The organism is Micromonospora sp. CNZ285, from assembly GCF_004637285.1.
The window spans coordinates 4,220,116-4,237,768 of record NZ_SPQD01000001.1 but is presented as its reverse complement, the minus strand read 5'-3'; the positions used below and the strand labels follow the sequence as shown (position 1 = coordinate 4,237,768).

Annotated in this window: 16 protein-coding genes and 1 pseudogene; 7 read left to right on the top strand and 10 right to left on the bottom strand. The window is 72.9% G+C overall.

What is annotated here, in order from left to right:
• Window positions 1–12: 12 nt before the first annotated feature.
• Together CLT75_RS19170 and CLT75_RS19165 are read right to left on the bottom strand one after the other, a co-directional pair.
• On the bottom strand, window positions 13–1,470 hold the full coding sequence (locus CLT75_RS19170) for an RICIN domain-containing protein (protein WP_135241852.1): 1,458 nt from the start codon (window positions 1,468–1,470) through the stop codon (window positions 13–15).
• 5 nt (window positions 1,471–1,475) lie between these two features.
• Window positions 1,476–2,222: a cellulose binding domain-containing protein gene (locus tag CLT75_RS19165; RefSeq protein ID WP_135241851.1), complete on the bottom strand. Its 747-nt coding sequence runs from the start codon at window positions 2,220–2,222 to the stop codon at window positions 1,476–1,478.
• A gap of 273 nt (window positions 2,223–2,495) precedes the next feature.
• Between CLT75_RS19165 and CLT75_RS19160 the strand changes: the two genes are divergently transcribed.
• Window positions 2,496–3,305, top strand: coding sequence for a DNA-formamidopyrimidine glycosylase family protein (locus tag CLT75_RS19160; protein WP_135241850.1), 810 nt, complete (start codon window positions 2,496–2,498; stop codon window positions 3,303–3,305).
• 1 nt (window position 3,306) lies between these two features.
• On the opposite strand, the gene CLT75_RS19155 is transcribed toward CLT75_RS19160, so the two are convergent.
• From CLT75_RS19155 to CLT75_RS19140, 4 genes are all read right to left on the bottom strand, one after another.
• Window positions 3,307–4,179 (bottom strand): aminoglycoside phosphotransferase family protein, encoded by an 873-nt coding sequence (locus CLT75_RS19155; RefSeq protein ID WP_135241849.1) that lies wholly within the window; start codon window positions 4,177–4,179, stop codon window positions 3,307–3,309.
• A gap of 57 nt (window positions 4,180–4,236) precedes the next feature.
• Entirely contained in the window at window positions 4,237–5,658 is a 1,422-nt protein-coding gene (locus tag CLT75_RS19150) for a WGR domain-containing protein (RefSeq protein WP_135241848.1), read from the bottom strand.
• A gap of 78 nt (window positions 5,659–5,736) precedes the next feature.
• Window positions 5,737–7,119: an FAD-dependent oxidoreductase gene (locus tag CLT75_RS19145; protein ID WP_135241847.1), complete on the bottom strand. Its 1,383-nt coding sequence runs from the start codon at window positions 7,117–7,119 to the stop codon at window positions 5,737–5,739.
• Window positions 7,120–7,160: 41 nt separating this feature from the next.
• On the bottom strand, window positions 7,161–8,309 hold the full coding sequence (locus CLT75_RS19140) for a glutamate--cysteine ligase (RefSeq protein WP_135241846.1): 1,149 nt from the start codon (window positions 8,307–8,309) through the stop codon (window positions 7,161–7,163).
• A gap of 184 nt (window positions 8,310–8,493) precedes the next feature.
• Here CLT75_RS19140 and CLT75_RS19135 point away from each other — a divergent pair, with 184 nt between their 5' ends.
• From CLT75_RS19135 to CLT75_RS19120, 4 genes are all read left to right on the top strand, one after another.
• Window positions 8,494–8,769 (top strand): DUF6412 domain-containing protein, encoded by a 276-nt coding sequence (locus tag CLT75_RS19135; RefSeq protein ID WP_135244063.1) that lies wholly within the window; start codon window positions 8,494–8,496, stop codon window positions 8,767–8,769.
• A gap of 135 nt (window positions 8,770–8,904) precedes the next feature.
• Window positions 8,905–9,651: a membrane protein insertase YidC gene (locus tag CLT75_RS19130; protein WP_135241845.1), complete on the top strand. Its 747-nt coding sequence runs from the start codon at window positions 8,905–8,907 to the stop codon at window positions 9,649–9,651.
• A gap of 78 nt (window positions 9,652–9,729) precedes the next feature.
• Complete coding sequence (locus tag CLT75_RS19125; RefSeq protein ID WP_135241844.1) at window positions 9,730–11,154, top strand: carbohydrate-binding protein; 1,425 nt, start codon at window positions 9,730–9,732, stop codon at window positions 11,152–11,154.
• A 143-nt stretch (window positions 11,155–11,297) separates the two neighbouring features.
• Window positions 11,298–12,860 carry a cellulose binding domain-containing protein gene (locus tag CLT75_RS19120; protein WP_135241843.1) on the top strand — a complete coding sequence of 521 codons (1,563 nt, stop codon included), beginning with the start codon at window positions 11,298–11,300 and terminating at the stop codon, window positions 12,858–12,860.
• 13 nt (window positions 12,861–12,873) lie between these two features.
• On the opposite strand, the gene CLT75_RS19115 is transcribed toward CLT75_RS19120, so the two are convergent.
• Entirely contained in the window at window positions 12,874–13,536 is a 663-nt protein-coding gene (locus tag CLT75_RS19115) for a DedA family protein (protein WP_135241842.1), read from the bottom strand.
• Window positions 13,537–13,606: 70 nt separating this feature from the next.
• A complete protein-coding gene (locus CLT75_RS19110; protein ID WP_135241841.1) occupies window positions 13,607–14,203 on the bottom strand; it encodes a DUF1349 domain-containing protein in 597 nt (198 codons plus the stop codon).
• A 53-nt stretch (window positions 14,204–14,256) separates the two neighbouring features.
• On the opposite strand from CLT75_RS19110, the gene CLT75_RS19105 reads away from it, so the two are divergent.
• Together CLT75_RS19105 and fabG are read left to right on the top strand one after the other, a co-directional pair.
• The gene (locus CLT75_RS19105) at window positions 14,257–15,909 is read left to right on the top strand and encodes an alpha-amylase family protein (protein WP_135241840.1); all 1,653 of its coding nucleotides are present in this window, start codon (window positions 14,257–14,259) and stop codon (window positions 15,907–15,909) included.
• Between the two features lie 61 nt (window positions 15,910–15,970).
• Window positions 15,971–16,729 (top strand): 3-oxoacyl-ACP reductase FabG, encoded by a 759-nt coding sequence (fabG, locus tag CLT75_RS19100; RefSeq protein ID WP_135241839.1) that lies wholly within the window; start codon window positions 15,971–15,973, stop codon window positions 16,727–16,729.
• Here the strand turns inward: fabG and CLT75_RS19095 are convergent.
• A pseudogene (locus tag CLT75_RS19095) lies at window positions 16,702–17,177 on the bottom strand (hypothetical protein). The gene fabG and the pseudogene CLT75_RS19095 sit on opposite strands and share 28 nt — an antisense overlap.
• Complete coding sequence (locus tag CLT75_RS19090) at window positions 17,170–17,586, bottom strand: hypothetical protein (protein ID WP_135241837.1); 417 nt, start codon at window positions 17,584–17,586, stop codon at window positions 17,170–17,172. The pseudogene CLT75_RS19095 and the gene CLT75_RS19090 overlap by 8 nt, the downstream one beginning before the upstream one ends.
• Between the last annotated feature and the right edge of the window lie 67 nt (window positions 17,587–17,653).

Here is a 17,653-nt window from a genome sequence, read left to right as displayed (position 1 = left end):
CGCGCCGCCCGGTCAGGACACCGTGCGTGACCACTGCTGGTTGGTGCCCGCACCGCAGGCGTACTGCTGGACGTCCGCGCCGTCGCCGGTGCCGGCGTTCACCACGTCCAGGCACTTGCCGCTGTGCCGGGCCCGCAACTGGAACCAGCCGCCGAGCGCGGCCCACTGCCACTGCTGGTTGGCGCCGCTGCCGCAGGTGTACTGGATGATGTTGGCGCCGTCGGCGGTGGACGCGTTCGCGACGTCGAGACACTTGCCGCTCGCCGCGTTGACGAGGCGGAACCAGCCGCCGCCGGCGTCCTGGAACTCCCACCTCTGGTTGCCGCCGCCGTTCCAGCTCCACTGCTTGACCTCGGCGTTGTTCGCGGTGGAGCCGTTGATCACGTCCAGCACCCGGCCGCTGTGCCGGGCCGTGACGCGGTGGTACGTGGGCGAGTTGCCGGTGACGGTGCCCGCCGCCGTGTCGATGGTGATCGACGGATACCAGGTCAGGCTCATGCTGGTGGCGGTCGGGAAGTTGATCGGTAGCCACACGTACTGGGAGTCGTTGGCCGGGCCGCCCCACGCACCGGCCCACCTGTCACCCAGATAGAGGTAGCTGGTGCCGGACGTCCCCTGGATCGGCAGCACGTACGCCGGCTGGGAGTTGAACGTGGTGCCGTTGCCCACGTCGGTCCAGCCGCTCCACGGCCCCGAGATGCTCGGCGCGGTGGCGTACCGGGCCTGGTTCGGGCTCCATCCCGTCGCCCCCGAGGTCAGCAGGAAGTACGTGGAGCCCCGCTTGAACATCGCGGGCGCCTCGCGGTGCGCGCCGTCCCAGAAGTTGCCCACGAGGGCGGCGACGTTGAGGTAGTCCGAGGTGAGCCGGTAGATGTTCAGGTCGTAGTTGTCGTCGGCCGCCGAGATCATGTACGCGGTGCCGTTGTCGTTGTAGAGCGTGATGTCGCGGGACATGTGCTGCCCGAGCGGCCGGAAACTGCCGTGGTAGGTGTAGCTGCCGTCCACTGTGGCCGAGGAGGCGACCGCGGCCCGCGCCTCGTTGTAGTCGGACCCGTTCTCCTTGTGCATCCACATCACGAACCGGCCGGTGGCGGCGTTGTAGACGACCTTCGGCCGCTCGATGTTGGAGACACGTAGTTCGGCCGCCGACGACTGGGTGAGCACGTTGTTGCGGAACTCCCAGGTGCGCAGGTCCGTCGAGCGGTAGACGGAGACCGCCCGGAACGTGTTGTCCGGGTTGCGGTTCTCGCCGAACCAGTAGTAGTAGTCGCCGACCTTGAGCACGCCGCCGCCGTGGGCGTGCACCACGGCGCCGGTGGTGTCGGTGAACTGGGTGCCGTTCGGGACGGTCACCGGGGCCGCCAGCGCACCCGCTGCCGGACCCACCACCGTCGCCGCGACGGCCACGGCGAGCGCCAGCCCCGCCGCGAGGAGGCGGCCGGCGCCGCCGTGCCGTGCCGTCCATCCCATGCCGGTCACCGCCCGCAGACCGGCGTGATCGCGGCGGGCGTCGTGCTGCTCGCCACGAGCAGGCCGAACGTCGCCGACGCGCCGGGCGCCAGCGTCCCGTTCCAGGAGGCGTTCCGGACCACGGCGTCCTGGCCGGAGCCCTCGGCCACCCCACCCCAGATCGACTGGATGCGCTCGTCACCGGACCAGCGCCACGAGACCAGCCAGCCCGGTACCGGCTCGGTGCCGTCGTTGCGCACCGTCACCGTGGCGACGAAGCCGCTGCCCCACCTGCTGTCGATGGTGGCCGTCGCGGAACAGAGCGACAGCGTCCGCGCCGGTCCGCCGATCACGTACGGATCCCGTACGCCCTTGGTGTCGCCGAACCGGAACCAGTACTCGGTACCAGGGGCCAGGCCGCCGACGGTCACCTTCCCCGACCGTTCCGGCCCGGTGACCGCCTCGGCCACTGGGTCGCGCCACCCGGTGGCGTCCTCGCGGCTGGTGAAGAGGCTGACGACGAGCGGCGGGTCGTAGCCGCAGGGCGGGCTGAGCACCATCCAGTAGGTGATGGTAATGCTTGTCGTGGTGGCACCGGTCACCTGGCCGCTGACCGGCAGCGCCGGCGGGCACGCGAACGTGGGCGTCGGGGTCGGCGTCGCCGCGGCGAGTGTCATCGTCGTGGTGGCGGGCGACCGGTCGGCGCCGGCCGAGGCGGCCAGGCCGGTGAGGGCGAGGGCGGCGGCCAGTGCCGCGCCGAGCGTACGGAGCATCTGTCTCTCCCGAGCTGGGGGCGCCGGGGCGGTCGGCGCCGGAGTGGTGGACCGCGATGTCGCCGCCGTGGCGGCACGGCGGAGCGCCGGAGGCGACTGCCCGGCGCCGGGGTGGCGCATCACCCCGCGCTTGTCCCTCCGGTGGGATCGAGCGGCTCGCACTGGCTCCCGAGCGCTGCCGCCGCCAGTCTTTCAGTCGACGAACATCGATTCAATGGCGTCCCAGGACCCGACGTCGCCGGCGGCCCGATCCGCTGGCTACGCTTGGTCGTTGTGCCAGAGGGACACACCATCCACCGCCTCGCCGCCCGGCACGCCGAGCTGTTCGCGGGCGACAAGGTGCACGCCGACAGCCCGCAGGGCCGCTTCGCCGAGGGCGCGGCCCGCCTGAGCGGCACCGTCCTGGACGGCACCGAGGCGTACGGCAAGCACCTGCTGCACCACTACGCGGGCGAGTTGACGCTGCACGTACACCTGGGTCTGTACGGGAAGTTCGCCGACGGGCCGGGGGAGCCGCCGGCCCCGGTCGGGCAGCTGCGGCTGCGGCTGCACAGCGACCGGCACTGGCTGGAACTGCGTGGCCCGACGGCCTGCGAGCTGCTGACCCCGCCCGAGGTGGTGGCGCTGCGGGAGCGGCTCGGGCCAGACCCGCTGCGGGCCGACGCCGACCCGGACCGGGCGTACGCGCGGATCCGCCGCAGCCCCACCCCGCTGGCCGCGCTGCTGCTCGACCAGTCGGTGGTGGCCGGCACCGGCCTGATCTTCGTGACCGAGGCGCTGTTCCGGGCCGGGCTGCCGCCGCTGCTGCCCGGCCGGGAGCTGACGCCGGCCGGCTGGGCCGAGCTCTGGGCGGACCTGGTGATGCTGATGAGCCGCGCGGTCGAGCGGGGCCGGATCGACACGGTGCGCGACGCCGACCTGCCGGAGGTGACCGGCCGTGCGCCGCGCGTCGACAGGCACGGCGGCGAGGTGTACGTCTACCGCCGCCCCGGCGCGCCCTGCCACGTCTGCGGCACCCCGGTCAGCCGGGGCGCGCTGGCCGGACGCAACCTGTACTGGTGCCCCACCTGCCAGGCGGGGTGAGTCACATCTCGTCGAGCAGCCAGCGGGCCGCCTCGACGTTCCCGGGGAACACCTGGTCGCCGCCGACGCTCCAGGCCACCGTCTGGCCGATCGCCCAGCCGCGTACCCGCTCCCGGTCCAGGCCCAGCTCGGCGCTGAGCCGGTCGAGCCGGTGCCGCACCGCCGCGGGGGAGTGACCCAGCTCCGCGCCGCGCACGAGCGGCACCACAGCGAACTCCCGCTCGCCGACCAGCGGCTTCGGGTCGATCACCAGCCACGGTTCGCGCCCGGCGGCCAGGATGTTGCCCGCGTGCAGATCCTGGTTGACCAGCACCTGCTCACCCTGACTCGGCGCCAGGTCGGCGAGCAGCCCGAGCGCGGTGTCGAGCAGGCGCCGCTCGTACGGGCGGCCGGCCCGTCGCCAGTTGCCAGGCATCCGCTCCGCCCAGCCGGCCGCCTCCTCGGCGAGTGGCGTGAACGGCGCACCGGCCGGCACCGTGAGTCCGGGGAGCAGCCCGATCGCGACGTCGAGCGCCGCGTCGGGCGCCAGCGCGTGCAGCGGCGTACCGGGATCGCACCGCTCGACGAGCAGCGCGCGCCGGTCGGCGTCGTGTCCGAGTAGCCGGATCGCGCCCCGCCCGTCCCAGTGCGCCAGCGCCGTGGCCTCGTGGACGCTGTCATCGTCCGGGTACTGGAGCTTCAGCACCGCCCGAGTCCCGTCGGGCAGCGTCGCGGGCAGCGCCAGCGAGGCGAACGCGTACGCGAACGGCGGGCCGACCGTCAGCTCCCACCGCGCGACGCGGTGGGCCAGCCGGCCGGGCAGCTCCGCGAGCCACGCCCGGCCGGCCTCCGTCCGCTCGACCCAGCGCAGCCCTTCGGGAATGTCGCACCGCATCGGCACATCCTGACCGGTGCGGCGACGATCCGCAGGCCCGGCCCGGCCGGTGTCTCGTCAGCGCAGCCGGCGGATGTCTCCGTACGCCCGGTAGAAGCCGCCGCGGCCGGACTCGCGGACCTCGGTGACCAGGTAGCGCGCGCCCGGCTCGCGGATGCCCTTGGGGAACTGCACCGACCAGTCCCGCCGGTAGCCGTCGGCGAGCACGTGCACGCGCAGCCGGCCGCCCTGCTCGACGCACTGCACCAGCACGCCGTCCCGGTCGTCGGTGGTCACCTCGACCGACGTCCAGGCGGCCGTCTCGGGCATCCGGGCCGGCGCCTTGACGTCGACCACGTCGGGCACGCTGCCCCCCTCGGCCGCCCGGATCGCCGCCTCGCTCGCGTCGATACAGGCCAGGTAGCCGCTCGTGGTGACCACGTAGAGCCGGTTGTCGTGGTACTGCATCGAGTACGCCGAGCCGCAGCCGGTGCCGAGCTTCCACAGCCGGTTGCCGGCCTGGTCGAAGCAGTAGATCGAGGAGGCGCTGTCGCCGGCGAACACGTACCGGCCGCCCTCGGCGGTGGCGCAGGAGAAGACCGCCGAATCGCAGCGGTAGACCTGCTCGGCCCGGCCGTCCTTGCGCAGGCGCACCACCTCGCGGGTGCCCGTGCCGGCGAACACGGCGTCCCGCTCCTGCCAGCCGAACAGCACCGCGCCGGTGCCGGTGTGCCACAGCTCGCGCCCGGTACGCCAGTCGTAGCCGGTGACCCCCTGCGAGTGGCCGTGGTAGAGCGCGTCGGCGTCGCAGCGCACCATCCACGCCGACCGGCCCCGCCCCGGCCGGCGCCAGAGGAACTCGTCCTCGTGGTCGATCGCCGAGATGCCGCCGTCGCGGTCGGACACGCCCAGCACGCCGTCGTGGATGTCCAGCCAGTAGATGTCGATCTCGGGCGCGATCGCGTACGCCGCGCGCGGCACCTTGCCGGACAGGTCGTAGACGTTGCCGTCGTCGCAGCCGGCGTAGACCCAGGCGTCGTCGGCGACGATGCACTTCACCCCGTCGGGGAGCCGGACCTGGTTGACCAGCCGGGCGTCGTGGTCGAGCGTGGTGATCACGCCGTGCTCGTTGCCGACCATGCAGTGCCGGTCGTCGACGAAGATGCCGAAGGCGGGCGCGCCCGAGGCGTACCGCCACAGGACCGGGGCGGTACGGGCAATCGAGCGGGTGCTGACGATCTGCCGGCGCGACACCGTGCGCTTCTGGCGTACGCCCGGCACCGCCGGGGCGTACCCCTTGCGGACCTTCTCGCCGATCTTCTTCGCGGCGGCGGCGCGGGCGCGGGTGTTGTCCGGGTAGGTGCTCGTCTTCACCTGGCCCTGGTCGCCGATCCGCCCGTAGCGCACTGTCATCGCGGTGTCGTCGACCACCACCTCGTAGAACTTGTGCGCTCCACCGTCCACTTCGGACAGTTCGAGGTAGGTCGTCTCCTGCGACATGGGGGTTTACCTCCGAGGGGAAGTGCCGGACCGGCAACGCGACAGCGCGCACACGCTAACGCCGGCCACCGACACTTCTCATCTGCCGCCGGCGGCGAGGGCGTCGACGGCCTTGCGGGCGGCGATCAGCACCGGATCCCAGACCGGGGCGTACGGCGGCGCGTACCCCAGGTCGAGCGCTGTCATCTCGTCCACTGTCATGCCGTTCCACAGCGCCACCGCGAGCGCGTCGATCCGCTTGGCCGCCTCGGACCAGCCGACGATCTGCGCCCCGAGCAACCGCCCGCTGGGCCGCTCGGCGATCAGCTTGACGGTCATCGGCCGCGCGCCCGGGTAGTAGCCGGCCCGGTTCGTCGACTGGGCCAGCACCGTCACGAACTCGAAGCCGGCCTCCCGCGCGTCCCGCTCGCGTAGTCCGGTGCGGCCCACCTCCAGCTCGCACACCTTGGTGACGGCGGTGCCGATGACGCCGGGGAAGGTGGCGTACCCGCCGCCGATGTTGATGCCCGCGACCCGGCCCTGCTTGTTGGCGTGCGTGCCGAGCGGGATGTGCACCGGCATGCCGCTGACCCGGTGCAGCGACTCGACGCAGTCGCCGGCCGCCCAGACGCCCGGCACGCCGGGCACCCGCATCCGGCGGTCGGTCCGTACCGCGCCGGAGGGACCGATCGGCAGGCCGGCGGCCTCGGCGAGCGCGGTGTTGGGGCGTACGCCGAGACCCAGCACCACGACGTCGGCCGGGATCGGCCCCTCGTCGGTGACCACCGCGGAGATCCGGCCGTCCCGCTCCTGGAGGCCGGTGACGGTGCGGCCGGTACGGACACCGATGCCGGTGCCGCGCATCGCGTCGGCCACCAGCTCGCCCATGTCCGGGTCCACCGTCGACATCGGCTGGTCGGCCTGCTCCACGAGCTGGACGGAGAGCCCGCGCTGCACGAGCGCCTCTGCCATCTCGACGCCGACGTAGCCGCCGCCGACGACCACCGCGCGCCGGGGCCGGGGCTCGCGTTCCAGCCATTCGATCAGCGCCGCGCCGTCGTCCAGCGTCTGCACGCCGAACACGCCCGACACGTCGTCGCGTGCCCAGTCCGGCTGCACCGGGGACGCGCCGGTGGCGTACACCAGGGTGTCGAAACCGGCGCGGACCTCGCCGCCGCCGTCCAGGTCCCGCGCGACCACCTCGCGGCGGTCGAGGTCGATGGCGGTGACCTCGTGCCGGGTGCGGACCTCGATGCCGAAGTCGTCGCGGAAGGTCTGCGAATCACGGGAGATCAGCTCGTCCCGTTCCTCCACGAGGCCGCTCACCCAGTAGGGGATGCCGCAGGCCGAGTAGGAGGTGAAGTGCCCTCGCTCGAACGCGACGATCTCCAGGTCGGAGCGGTCGCGGCGGCGGCGCCGCGCCTGCGACGCCGCCGACATGCCGGCGGCGTCGCCACCGATGACGATCATGCGCTCGGCCACGTCGCCCATCCTGTCACGCCGGGCCGCGGCCGCACGGCCGCTCAGCCACGGGTCTGCCGCGCCACGTCCGCGACCACGTCGACGAGCCGTCCGGTACGCGCGAACACCGCCCGCTGCCGCGCCGCGCCGCTGCCGTGCCGGCGCAGCCCGCCCAGCAGGTCGGTCACCCGGTCCAGGTCGCCGTGCCGTTCCAGTTCCGGGCGCAGCCGGTCGACGAGCCGGTCCAGCAGCTCCCAGGCCGGGCGCAGCTCACCGTCGGTGAGGTCGACGCCCTCGCCCTCCAGCCCGTCGTGGGCGGCCCGCCAGTGCGCCGCCACCAGCAGGTGGTGGTCGGTGTTGACGGCCGGACGGCCGGCGTCGATGTCGGTGAGCGCGGTCGCGACGAGCGCGCGGACCAGCGCCGCCACCAGCACCGCGTCGTCCACCGACGGGCAGACGTCGCCGATGCGGATCTCCACCGTGGGGTACTTGGCGGACAGCCGGGCGTACCAGTAGAGCATCCCCTCGTCCAGCATCACGCCGCTGGCGATGAGCTGCCGGATCAGCCGCTCGTAGTGCTCGTGCGACTCCAGGAACGGGGTGGGCGCGACCGACGGCCAGCGTTCCCACTCCACCGAGCGCCAGCTCGCGTACCCGGTGTCCTCGCCCCGGGAGAACGGGGAGTTGGCGGTGACCGCCTGCAGGATCGGCAGCCAGGGCCGGACGTGGTTGAGCACCCGCACACCGGTGTCCGGATCGGGGATGCCGACGTGGACGTGCATGCCGTTGTTGCCGGGACCGGGCACCAGCAGCCGGAACCGCTCGATCATCCGGTCGAAGCGCGGCTTGTCCACCACCGGCGGCACCGGCCCGTCGACCGGCCCGGTGCCGATCGCGAGTAGCCGTACGCCGGCCCGCTCGGCCGCGTCGGCCATCTCGGCGCGCAGCATCGACAGCGAGTGCCGGATCGAGGACAGCTCCAGCCCGGGCGGGCTGCCGATCTCGATCTGGCTGGTCTGGAACTCGCGCTCCACCTGACCCCGCAGCTCGGCCGGCACCTGCTCCATCACGAGGTCGACGGCGGGTACGGCGGTCCCGGTGTGCGGGTCGGCGAGCAGGAACTCCTCCTCGACGCCGACTGTCAGCAGGTCGGTTCCGCCCGATGCGGCGCTCCGCTCCCGCTCCGCCACTGAGCCACTCATCGTCACCACCGTCTCTCCGGACCGCTCGCGGCACCGTGCCGCGTGGTCGAGGACCTGTTACCCACCGTGTCCGTTTGGGGAAACGTGCCGCTGGGCGTGTCGGCGCCGGTTCGCCCGATCGAGTCGTGCCGCCGGTGGGCGCGCACGGGCCCCGGGGCGTGACACGGCGGGCTAGGGTGGCCGTGTGGCGGGGATGCTGGCGGTGCTGACGGGAGCGTGGGCGTACGCCCTGGCCCTGGTCGCCGACCGGCCGGCCGGGCTGATCGCCGGTGCGGCGGTCGTCGCCGCGCTGCTGCTCGCCACCCTGCTCGCGCTGCGGGTCCGCGCGCTGCCCACGCCGCCCGGCACCCGGTTCGCCGCCGCACTACGGGCCCGCGCCCGCCGTCGCGGGGTGCCCCGGCAGGTCGACCCGGACGCACCTGGGCGTCCGCGCCCCCGCGCTCCCGGCCTGCACCCCTCGGCCGCGTAGCCACCTCCCGGCCGGCGCCCACGGGTCGCCGGTCCCTCCATCCCCGGCTTTCGCGGCCGATTCCGTCGTCATCCGTCCCGCCGCGCGGCACGTCGCCGCCCGGGACACCCGGAATCGCCATCGAGGGGTCCACCCATGCTCGCCTTCGCACCGTTGCACTCCGCGGCCTCGGCCGCGGCCACAGTCGTCACCTGGCTCGCCGACGTGCTCGCCCCGCTCACCGGCGGCGCCGCCACTGCGGCCGCCATCGTCCTGTTCACCGTCGCCGTCCGGCTGCTGATCTCGCCGCTGACGGTGGCCCAGGTCCACGGGGAGCGGCGTCGCACCGCGCTCGCCCCCGAGGTGCGGGAACTCCAGCGCCGGTACGCCGACGATCCGGCCCGCCTCCAGAGCGAGCTGTTCGCGCTCTACCGCAACGCCGGGGCCAGCCCGGTCGCGGGCTGCCTGCCGGCGCTGTTGCAGGCGCCGTTCTTCCTGGTCATGTACCGCCTGTTCGCCACCGGTGACGGCGCGCCGGAACTGCTGGGGGAGCGGCTCGCCGGCGTACCGCTGGGGTGGCACCTCGGCGACGGCCTGGCCGGCCCGGTGCCACTGGTGTTCGGCGTGCTGCTGGCCGCGCTGCTCGCGCTGGCCTGGTGGTCGTCGCGGCGGATGCGCCGGGCGGCGGCCGCCACCGGCACCGTGGCCGGCACGCCGACCGAGGGGGCGGGCGCGGCGGTGCTCGGGCGGGTGCTGCCGCTGCTGCCGTACGGCACGGTGCTGGTGGCGCTCGTGGTGCCGCTGGCGGCGGTGCTCTATCTGGTCACCACCACGGCGTGGACGGCGCTGGAGCAGGTGGTGCTGCGCCGGCCGCAGCCGGCGGAGGCCATCGACAAGCGTTGACAAGTGCGGGGGCGGGCGCGTAGAAATCGCTCTCAGAGAGCGCTCTCCCGGACCCGTCCCCGCAGAGAGGCACCCCGAATGAACCCGATCCCGGCGGCTCCGGCCGCCTCCGCCACCGTGCCCCGATCACGCCGCCGGCTCGCCCTGGCCGCGGGCGTCCTCGCGCTCACCACAGCGCTCGCGGGCGTCTCGATGACCGCCCAGGCCGCCGTACCCCCGACGCCGTCCGGATGGAACCTGGTGTGGAGCGACGACTTCACCGGCTCCGCCGGCACGCTGCCCTCGTCCGCCAACTGGATCATCGACACCGGCACCGGTTACCCGGGCGGCCCGGCCAACTGGGGCACCGGCGAGATCCAGACCTACACGTCCAGCACCGCCAACCTGGCCCACGACGGCTCGGGCAACCTGCGCATCACGCCGCTGCGGGACTCCGCTGGCCGCTGGACCTCGGCCCGGATCGAGACGGTACGGGCGAACTTCAAGCCGCCGTCGGGCGGCGTGCTGGCCCTGGAGGGCCGGATCCAGATGCCGAACGTGACAGGCGCGGCGGCGTCCGGGTACTGGCCGGCGTTCTGGGCGCTCGGCTCGCCGTACCGGGGCAACTACCAGAACTGGCCGGGCATCGGCGAGTTCGACGTGATGGAGAACGTCAACGGGATCAACTCGGTCTGGGGCGTCCTGCACTGCGGCGTCGCGCCGGGCGGCCCGTGCGGGGAGTTCAACGGCATCGGCGCGTCCCGGGCCTGCCCGGGCAGCACCTGCCAGTCGGCGTTCCACACCTACCGGTTCGAGTGGGACGCCTCGATCAGCCCGCAGCAACTGCGCTGGTACGTCGACGGCCAGCTCTTCCACACCGTCGGGCAGAACCAGATCGGTGAGCCGTACTGGAGCCAGATGACCAACCACGCCGGCTACTTCCTGCTGCTCAACGTGGCGATGGGCGGCGGCTTCCCGGACGGCGTGGCCGGCTCGGCGACGCCCACCGCGTCGACGGTGCCCGGCCGGTCGATGCTCGTCGACTACGTGGCCGTCTACACCCGCGGCGGCGGGAGCAACCCGTCGCCCACGCCGACCACGCCTCCGCCGGGCGGGGTGCGCGACGCGTACGCCACCATCCAGGCCGAGTCGTTCAACGCGCAGAACGGCGTGCAGGTGGAGACGTGCGCCGAGGGCGGCCAGGACATCGGCTGGCTCGCCAACGGCGACTGGGCCCGCTACGACAACGTCGACTTCGGCTCCACGCCGCCGCGCGACTTCGTGGCCCGTGTCGCCTCCGGCGCGGCGTCCGGGGTGAGCGGGCTGGTGGAGGTCCGGGTGGACAGCCCGACCGCGCCGCCGATCGGCAGTTTCGCGGTAGGCAACACCGGCGGCTGGCAGACCTGGCGCTCGGTGCCGGGCAACGTCGGCGCGGTGACCGGGCGGCACACCGTCTACCTGACGTTCAGCAGCGGCCAGCCGTCCGACTTCGTCAACGTCAACTGGTTCACCTTCCGCCGCTGAGTGCGGCCGGGACGCGGCCCGGACCCACCGGTCCGGGTCGCGTCGAACCGGTGCTGGACAGAAACAGTTAACACTCTTAATAATAGGCGCACGTCGACGGTTGTGAATTCCTCTCCACCCCCGCCCGTCCCCTGGAGGACGCCGTGAGACTCCGCCCCCGCCTGGCGACGCTCGCCGCCGCGCTGACCACCGCCGTGGTCGCCGGTGCCCTGCTCGCCGCGCCGCCCGCCTCCGCCGCCACCGCGGCCTTCGTCCGCACCTCCAGCTGGAGCAGCGGGTACGAGGCCCGGTTCACCGTCACCAACGACAGCTCCGCCGCGATCTCCTCGTGGAACGTCCAGTTCGACCTGCCGGCCGGCAGCACGCTCGGCTCGTTCTGGGACGCCCGCCTCACCACCTCCGGCCAGCACGTCACCGCCGTCAACCAGTCCTGGAACGGCGCGCTCGCCCCGGGCGCCAGCACCAGCTTCGGCTTCGTCGTCAGCGGCACCGGCGACCCGGTGAACTGCACAGTCAACGGCGCCTCCTGCACCGGCGGCAACCCCGGCAACCCGGGCGCGCCCGCCACCCCCGGCGGGCTGCGGGTCACCGGCACCACCGCGTCGTCGGTCTCGCTCGCCTGGAACGCGGTCTCCGGGACCGTCACCGGCTACCGGGTGTACGAGGGCAGCACTGTCAAGGCCACCGTCACCGGCACCTCGGCCACCGTCTCCGGGCTGGCCGCGTGCAGCGGGCACAGCTACACAGTGACCGCGTACAACGGCACCGGCGAGTCGGCGAAGTCGGCGGCGGTCGCGGCCACCACCAGCGGCTGCACCGGCGGCGGTGGAGGCGCGATGGCCGCCGCTCCCTACCTCTACCCGGGCTGGGGCGACCCGCCCGCGCCCGCCGCCGTCATGGGCGCGACCGGGATCAAGTGGTTCACCATCGCGTTCGTGCTCTCCGGCGGCGGCTGCACCCCCGCCTGGGACGGCAACGGCCCGCTGACCGGCGGTACGCACGCCGCCACCATCGCCGCGATCAAGGCGGCCGGCGGCGACGTCATCCCGTCCTTCGGCGGCTGGAGCGGCAACAAGCTCGGCCCGAACTGCTCGTCCGCCGCGGCCCTCGCGGGCGCGTACCAGCAGGTCATCAACGCGTACGGGCTGAAGGCGATCGACATCGACATCGAGAACAGCGACGAGTTCGAGAACGAGGTGGTGCAGGACCGCATCCTGGACGCCCTGAAGATCGTCAAGCAGAACAACCCGGGGATCAAGACCATCATCACGTTCGGCACCTCGACCACCGGGCCGTCGTACTACGGCACCCGGCTGATCAACCAGGCCGCCGCGAAGGGCGCCGGGATCGACGTGTTCACCATCATGCCGTTCGACTTCGGCGGCGGCGCGAACATGTACCAGAACACCGTGAACGCGGCCGAGGGCCTGAAGAACGCGCTGAAGAACGCGTTCGGCTGGTCCGACGCCACCGCGTACGCCCACATGGGCCTGTCCGGCATGAACGGCCTCTCCGACCAGCAGGAGCTGACCTCGCCGGCCACCTGGACGCAGATCCGCGACTGGGCCAAGGCGCGCGGCCTGGCCCGGTTCACGTTCTGGTCGGTCAACCGGGACCGGCCCTGCCCGGGCGGCGGCGTGGTCGCCAACTGCTCCGGCATCGCGCAGAACACCTGGGAGTTCACCGGCATCACCGCGGGCTTCTGAGCCCGCGCGACGGTCAGCGCCCGGCGGTCACCGACTGCCGGGCGCGCCGCCGGCGCACCTTCTTCACCGCCCAGCTCACGATCATGAAGCCGAAGACGGCGAAGATCGCGTAGTTGAACCACTGGCTGTACCTGTCGACGTCCTCCCACCGCGACCCGAGGGCGAAGCCGGCGCCGACGATCAGGGTGTTCCACACCCCGCTGCCGAGCGTGGTCAGCAGGATGAACTCGCCCAGCGGCATCCGGTTGGCGCCGGCCGGGATCGAGACCAGGCTGCGTACCACCGGCACCACCCGGCCGATCAGCACCGCCCACCGGCCGTGCCGCTCGAACCAGCGGTCGGCCTTCTCCAGATCCTCCAGGTCGACCAGCGGGATGTGGTCCAGCCAGCGCTTGAGCCGGTCCTCGCCGAGCGCCGCGCCGAGCCAGTAGAGCACCAGCGCGCCGATCAGCGAGCCGACTGTCGCGGCGACCACGATGACCACCACGTTGAACCGGCCCTCGGCGGACAGATAGCCGGCCATCGCCAGCACGATCTCGCTCGGGATCGGCGGGATGATGCTCTCCAGCGCCACCAGCAGCGCCACACCGACCGCGCCGAGCGAGTCGATCACGCTCGCCACCCAGCCGGTCAGCCCGGTGAACTGGTTCGGGTCGACGTCCTGGGCCAGGGCCATGGCGGTCCTTCCACGCGAGAGCCGGAGATCCGAAGGTGTTACCCGGACCGGCCGGTGTCACACCTGTGACTCAGCCCTCCGGGTGCAGCGCGGCGTCCGCCGGACCCCGCCGCCAGCCGGTGAAGCGGACCAGCAGCCCGCCCCGGCTGGGCGAGCAGCAGTACGGCCCGGCCGACGCCTCCGCCGCCGGGTCGAGCGGCGCGACCCGGACCAGCCGCCACGGCTCGTCCGCGCACCGGGCCCGTACGGTCAGCGCGTCCCCGGCCCGGCTCACCCGGACCGTCACCTCCCGGCCGGACCACTGCGGCACCGGCGCCACCGACCAGTCCGAGAACTCGTCGGTGACCACGGCGCCGACCTGCGGCGCGCCGTCGCTCACCTCGACCCCGGCCTTGGTCCACCGCCGCTCGTCCACCCGCACCAGCACGCCGGCCTGGTCGAACTGGGCCGCGTAGTCGAGGACGAAGGACACCTCCACGGCGCTGCCCGCCGGGAACGGCGCGAGCAGTGCCGAGCCGTCGTCGTGCACGAAGCCGTAGCTGGTGCGCCGCCAGAAGTCGCTGCCGCCGTGCGGCTCGACCAGAAGGCCGCCGCCGTCGACCGGCTCGGCCCGCTCCGGCGGGTTCAGCCAGGTGCCGGCGGACCAGTCGTACGCCTCCTCGCTCATCGGAGCACCGTACCGGGTTTGCCGTCGCGCGCGTTCGGAGAAGTAGTCCCCGCATGGGTGACAGGTGGTATCAGGAGGCGGTCGTCTACTGCCTCGACGTCGACACGTACGCGGACTCCGACGGCGACGGGGTGGGTGACTTCCAGGGGCTGATCGGCCGGCTGGACTACCTGGCCCGGCTCGGCGTGACCTGCCTGTGGCTGAACCCGATCCACCCCTCGCCGAACGAGGACGACGGGTACGACGCGACCGACTTCTACAACGTCGACCCGCGCCTGGGCACGCTCGGCGACTTCGCCGAACTGCTGCACCAGGCGAGCAACAGGGGCATCCGGGTGATCATCGACCTGGTGGTCAACCACACCTCCGACCAGCACCCGTGGTTCCAGTCCGCCCGCTCCTCGCCGGACTCGCCGTACCGGGACTGGTACGTCTGGGCCGACCACGAGCCGGCCGACCGCCACCAGGGCATGGTCTTCCCGGGCGAGCAGCACGAGACGTGGACCTACGACCGGACCGCCAAGGCGTGGTACTACCACCGCTTCTACAAGTTCCAGCCGGACCTGAACATCGAGAACCCGAAGGTCCGGGCGGAGATCAAGAAGATCACCTCGTTCTGGCTCCAGCTCGGCGTCTCCGGTTTCCGGATGGACGCGGTGCCGTTCATCATCGAGCGCACCGAGCCGGGCAACCCGAACTCGCCGAAGGACTTCGACTTCATCACCGACCTGCGTCAGCACGTGCAGTGGCGGCGCGGCGACGCGGTCCTGCTGGCCGAGGCGAACGTCGAGCCGGACGAGCTGCCCGTCTACTTCGGCGACGGCAGCGGCTCGGGCAACCGGATCCACATGCTGTTCGACTTCATGCTCAACGGCCGGCTGATGCTCGCCCTGGCCCGGGAGGACCCGGAGGTGATCATCGAGGCGTTGCGCGACACCCCGAAGCTGCCCACCGGCGGCCAGTGGGCCACGTTCCTGCGCAACCACGACGAGATCGACCTGTCCCGGCTCACCGCCGACCAGCGCAACGACGTGCTGGCGACGTTCGGGCCGGACGAGAACATGCAGCTCTACGGCCGGGGCATCCGCCGTCGTCTGGCGCCCATGCTCGGCAACGACCGCCGGCACATGGAGCTGGCGTACTCGCTCCAGTTCTCGCTGCGCGGCACGCCGGTGCTGCGCTACGGCGAGGAGATCGGCATGGGGGAGGACCTGTCGCTGGACGGGCGCGACGCGATCCGTACCCCGATGCAGTGGTCGTACGCGGACAACGCCGGCTTCTCCACCGCCGAGCCGGAGAAGCTGATCCGCCCGGTGATCGACAAGGGCGAGTACGGCTACCAGAACGTCAACGTCACCGCTCAGCGCAAGGACCCGCGGTCGCTGCTCGGCTGGTTCGAGCGGATGATCCGGACGCTGCGTGAGGCGCCGGAGACCGGCTCGGGCAGCACCACGCACATCGACGTGCCGATGCCGCCCGGCGTGCTCGCGCACCGCGCCGACGGGCGTACCGGGACGATGGTCTTCCTGCACAACCTGGGGACCGAGGACGTGGAGGTCGACCTGAGCACGCTGGCGCCGGAGGCGGACCTGCCGATCGACGTGCTCAGCGACCGCAACTACGAGGACGTGGGCAAGCTCGACCGGCTCAAGCTCGCCGGGTACGGCTACCGGTGGATCCGGCTCTGCCGGGGCCACGAGCGGTAGGGGGCGGCGTACCGGCGGGTTAAGCTCCTTCGATCGAGCCACAAGTTACCGGGAGGTAAGCATGTCGGAGGAGCCCCGCGTCGCCATCGTCACCGGAGCCGCGCGCGGCATCGGCGCGGCGACCGCCCGCCGGCTGGCGGCCGACGGCATGGCCGTCGCCGTGGTCGACATCGACGAGTCCGCCACCAAGGAGACGGTGGACGCCATCGGCTCGGCCGGCGGCCGGGCGCTCGGCGTCGGCGCCGACGTGTCCGACCGGGCCCAGGTCGAGGCCGCCGTGGAACGGGTCGCCGCCGAACTCGGCGCACCGACGGTGCTCGTCAACAACGCCGGCGTGCTGCGCGACAACCTGCTGTTCAAGATGACCGACGGCGACTGGGACACGGTCATGGGCGTGCACCTGCGCGGGGCGTTCCTGTTCAGCCAGGCCGCGCAGAAGCACATGGTCGAGGCGAAGTGGGGCCGGATCGTCAACCTGTCCAGCACGTCCGCGCTCGGCAACCGGGGCCAGGCGAACTACTCGGCCGCCAAGGCCGGCCTCCAGGGCTTCACCAAGACGCTGGCGATCGAGCTGGGCCCGTTCGGGGTGACTGTCAACGCGGTCGCGCCCGGCTTCATCGTCACCGACATGACCGCCGCCACCGCGGCGCGGATGAAGGTCGACTTCGACGACCTCCAGAAGCACGCCGCCGCCGAGATCCCGGTCCGCCGTCCCGGCCGCCCGGAGGACGTCGCGCACACCATCTCGTTCCTGGCCAGCGAGGGCGCGTCCTTCGTCTCCGGCCAGGTCATCTACGTCGCCGGCGGTCCGAAGGACTGACCGGCCCGACCCGGCGCGGGCCCGCTCAGGCGGGGTCGCGCCGGGTGCGCCAGAGCCAGAACAGGCCGAGCACCGGCAGCACCAGCGGCACGTAGCCGTAGCCGCTGCCGAAGTCGGACCAGACCGTCTCGTCCGGGAACAGCTCCTTGTCGGCGATGCTCAGCACGCCCACGCCGAGCACGCCGGCCAGTTCGACTGTGCAGCAGGCGAGCGCGACCCGGCGGCCGGTGTGCCCGGCGCGGGCCAGCCCGACCGCCGCCACGATGTAGATCAGCGCGGCGAGCGCGGAGAGCAGGTACGCCACCGGCGCCTCGTCGAACTTCGTGGCGATCTGCAACGAGGCCCGCGAGGTCGCGGCGATGGCGAAGACGATGTAGACGGCGATCAGCAGCCGCCCCGGGCCGCGGTTGGTGGCGCGCTGCTCGTGCGCGGTCGTCGTGTCAGCCACCGAGGACCTCCCAGGTCTGCTGGAGCCGTACCGCCACCACCGGCGTGACCAGGCAGATCGCGCAGACGATGCCCGAGCCCCAGCGGGTCGGCTCCATCCGGGCCAGCACCCAGGCCAGCGGCGGCAGGCAGACGAGCGTCGCCAGGTAGCCGAAGAACGCGCCCGGCTCACCCGGCCGCTCGCCGCCGCCGAGCGCGACGAGAGCCATCACGGTGAGCGCGAGCAGCGCCACCTCCAGCACGGCCAGGCCGACGAACTGGATCCGGTCCGGCGGCCGGTGGCGTACCGCCGCCACCAGGGCCCAGACGGCGAGCGCCAGCGAGATCACGATCGCGACCGTGGCGAGCGGCCCGTCCACCGGGGAGGCGGAGGCGGCCGCCGCGCTGGTCGTCGACACGGTGTCGTTCACCGGCACAGCCTACTAATCCGTGTAGTAGCGGCTCGCCCGCCGGGTCGGGACGCGCCGGACGGGCCGG

Coding starts and splice junctions, on each gene's coding strand:
- CLT75_RS19125 (WP_135241844.1), top strand. CDS start 9,730: ATGAACCCGATCCCGGCGGCTCCGGCCGCCTCCGCCACCGTGCCCCGA.
- fabG (WP_135241839.1), top strand. CDS start 15,971: ATGTCGGAGGAGCCCCGCGTCGCCATCGTCACCGGAGCCGCGCGCGGC.
- CLT75_RS19150 (WP_135241848.1), bottom strand. CDS start 5,658: ATGTCGCAGGAGACGACCTACCTCGAACTGTCCGAAGTGGACGGTGGA.
- CLT75_RS19170 (WP_135241852.1), bottom strand. CDS start 1,470: ATGGGATGGACGGCACGGCACGGCGGCGCCGGCCGCCTCCTCGCGGCG.
- CLT75_RS19115 (WP_135241842.1), bottom strand. CDS start 13,536: ATGGCCCTGGCCCAGGACGTCGACCCGAACCAGTTCACCGGGCTGACC.
- CLT75_RS19155 (WP_135241849.1), bottom strand. CDS start 4,179: ATGCGGTGCGACATTCCCGAAGGGCTGCGCTGGGTCGAGCGGACGGAG.
- CLT75_RS19165 (WP_135241851.1), bottom strand. CDS start 2,222: ATGCTCCGTACGCTCGGCGCGGCACTGGCCGCCGCCCTCGCCCTCACC.
- CLT75_RS19110 (WP_135241841.1), bottom strand. CDS start 14,203: ATGAGCGAGGAGGCGTACGACTGGTCCGCCGGCACCTGGCTGAACCCG.
- CLT75_RS19105 (WP_135241840.1), top strand. CDS start 14,257: ATGGGTGACAGGTGGTATCAGGAGGCGGTCGTCTACTGCCTCGACGTC.
- CLT75_RS19135 (WP_135244063.1), top strand. CDS start 8,494: ATGCTGGCGGTGCTGACGGGAGCGTGGGCGTACGCCCTGGCCCTGGTC.
- CLT75_RS19130 (WP_135241845.1), top strand. CDS start 8,905: ATGCTCGCCTTCGCACCGTTGCACTCCGCGGCCTCGGCCGCGGCCACA.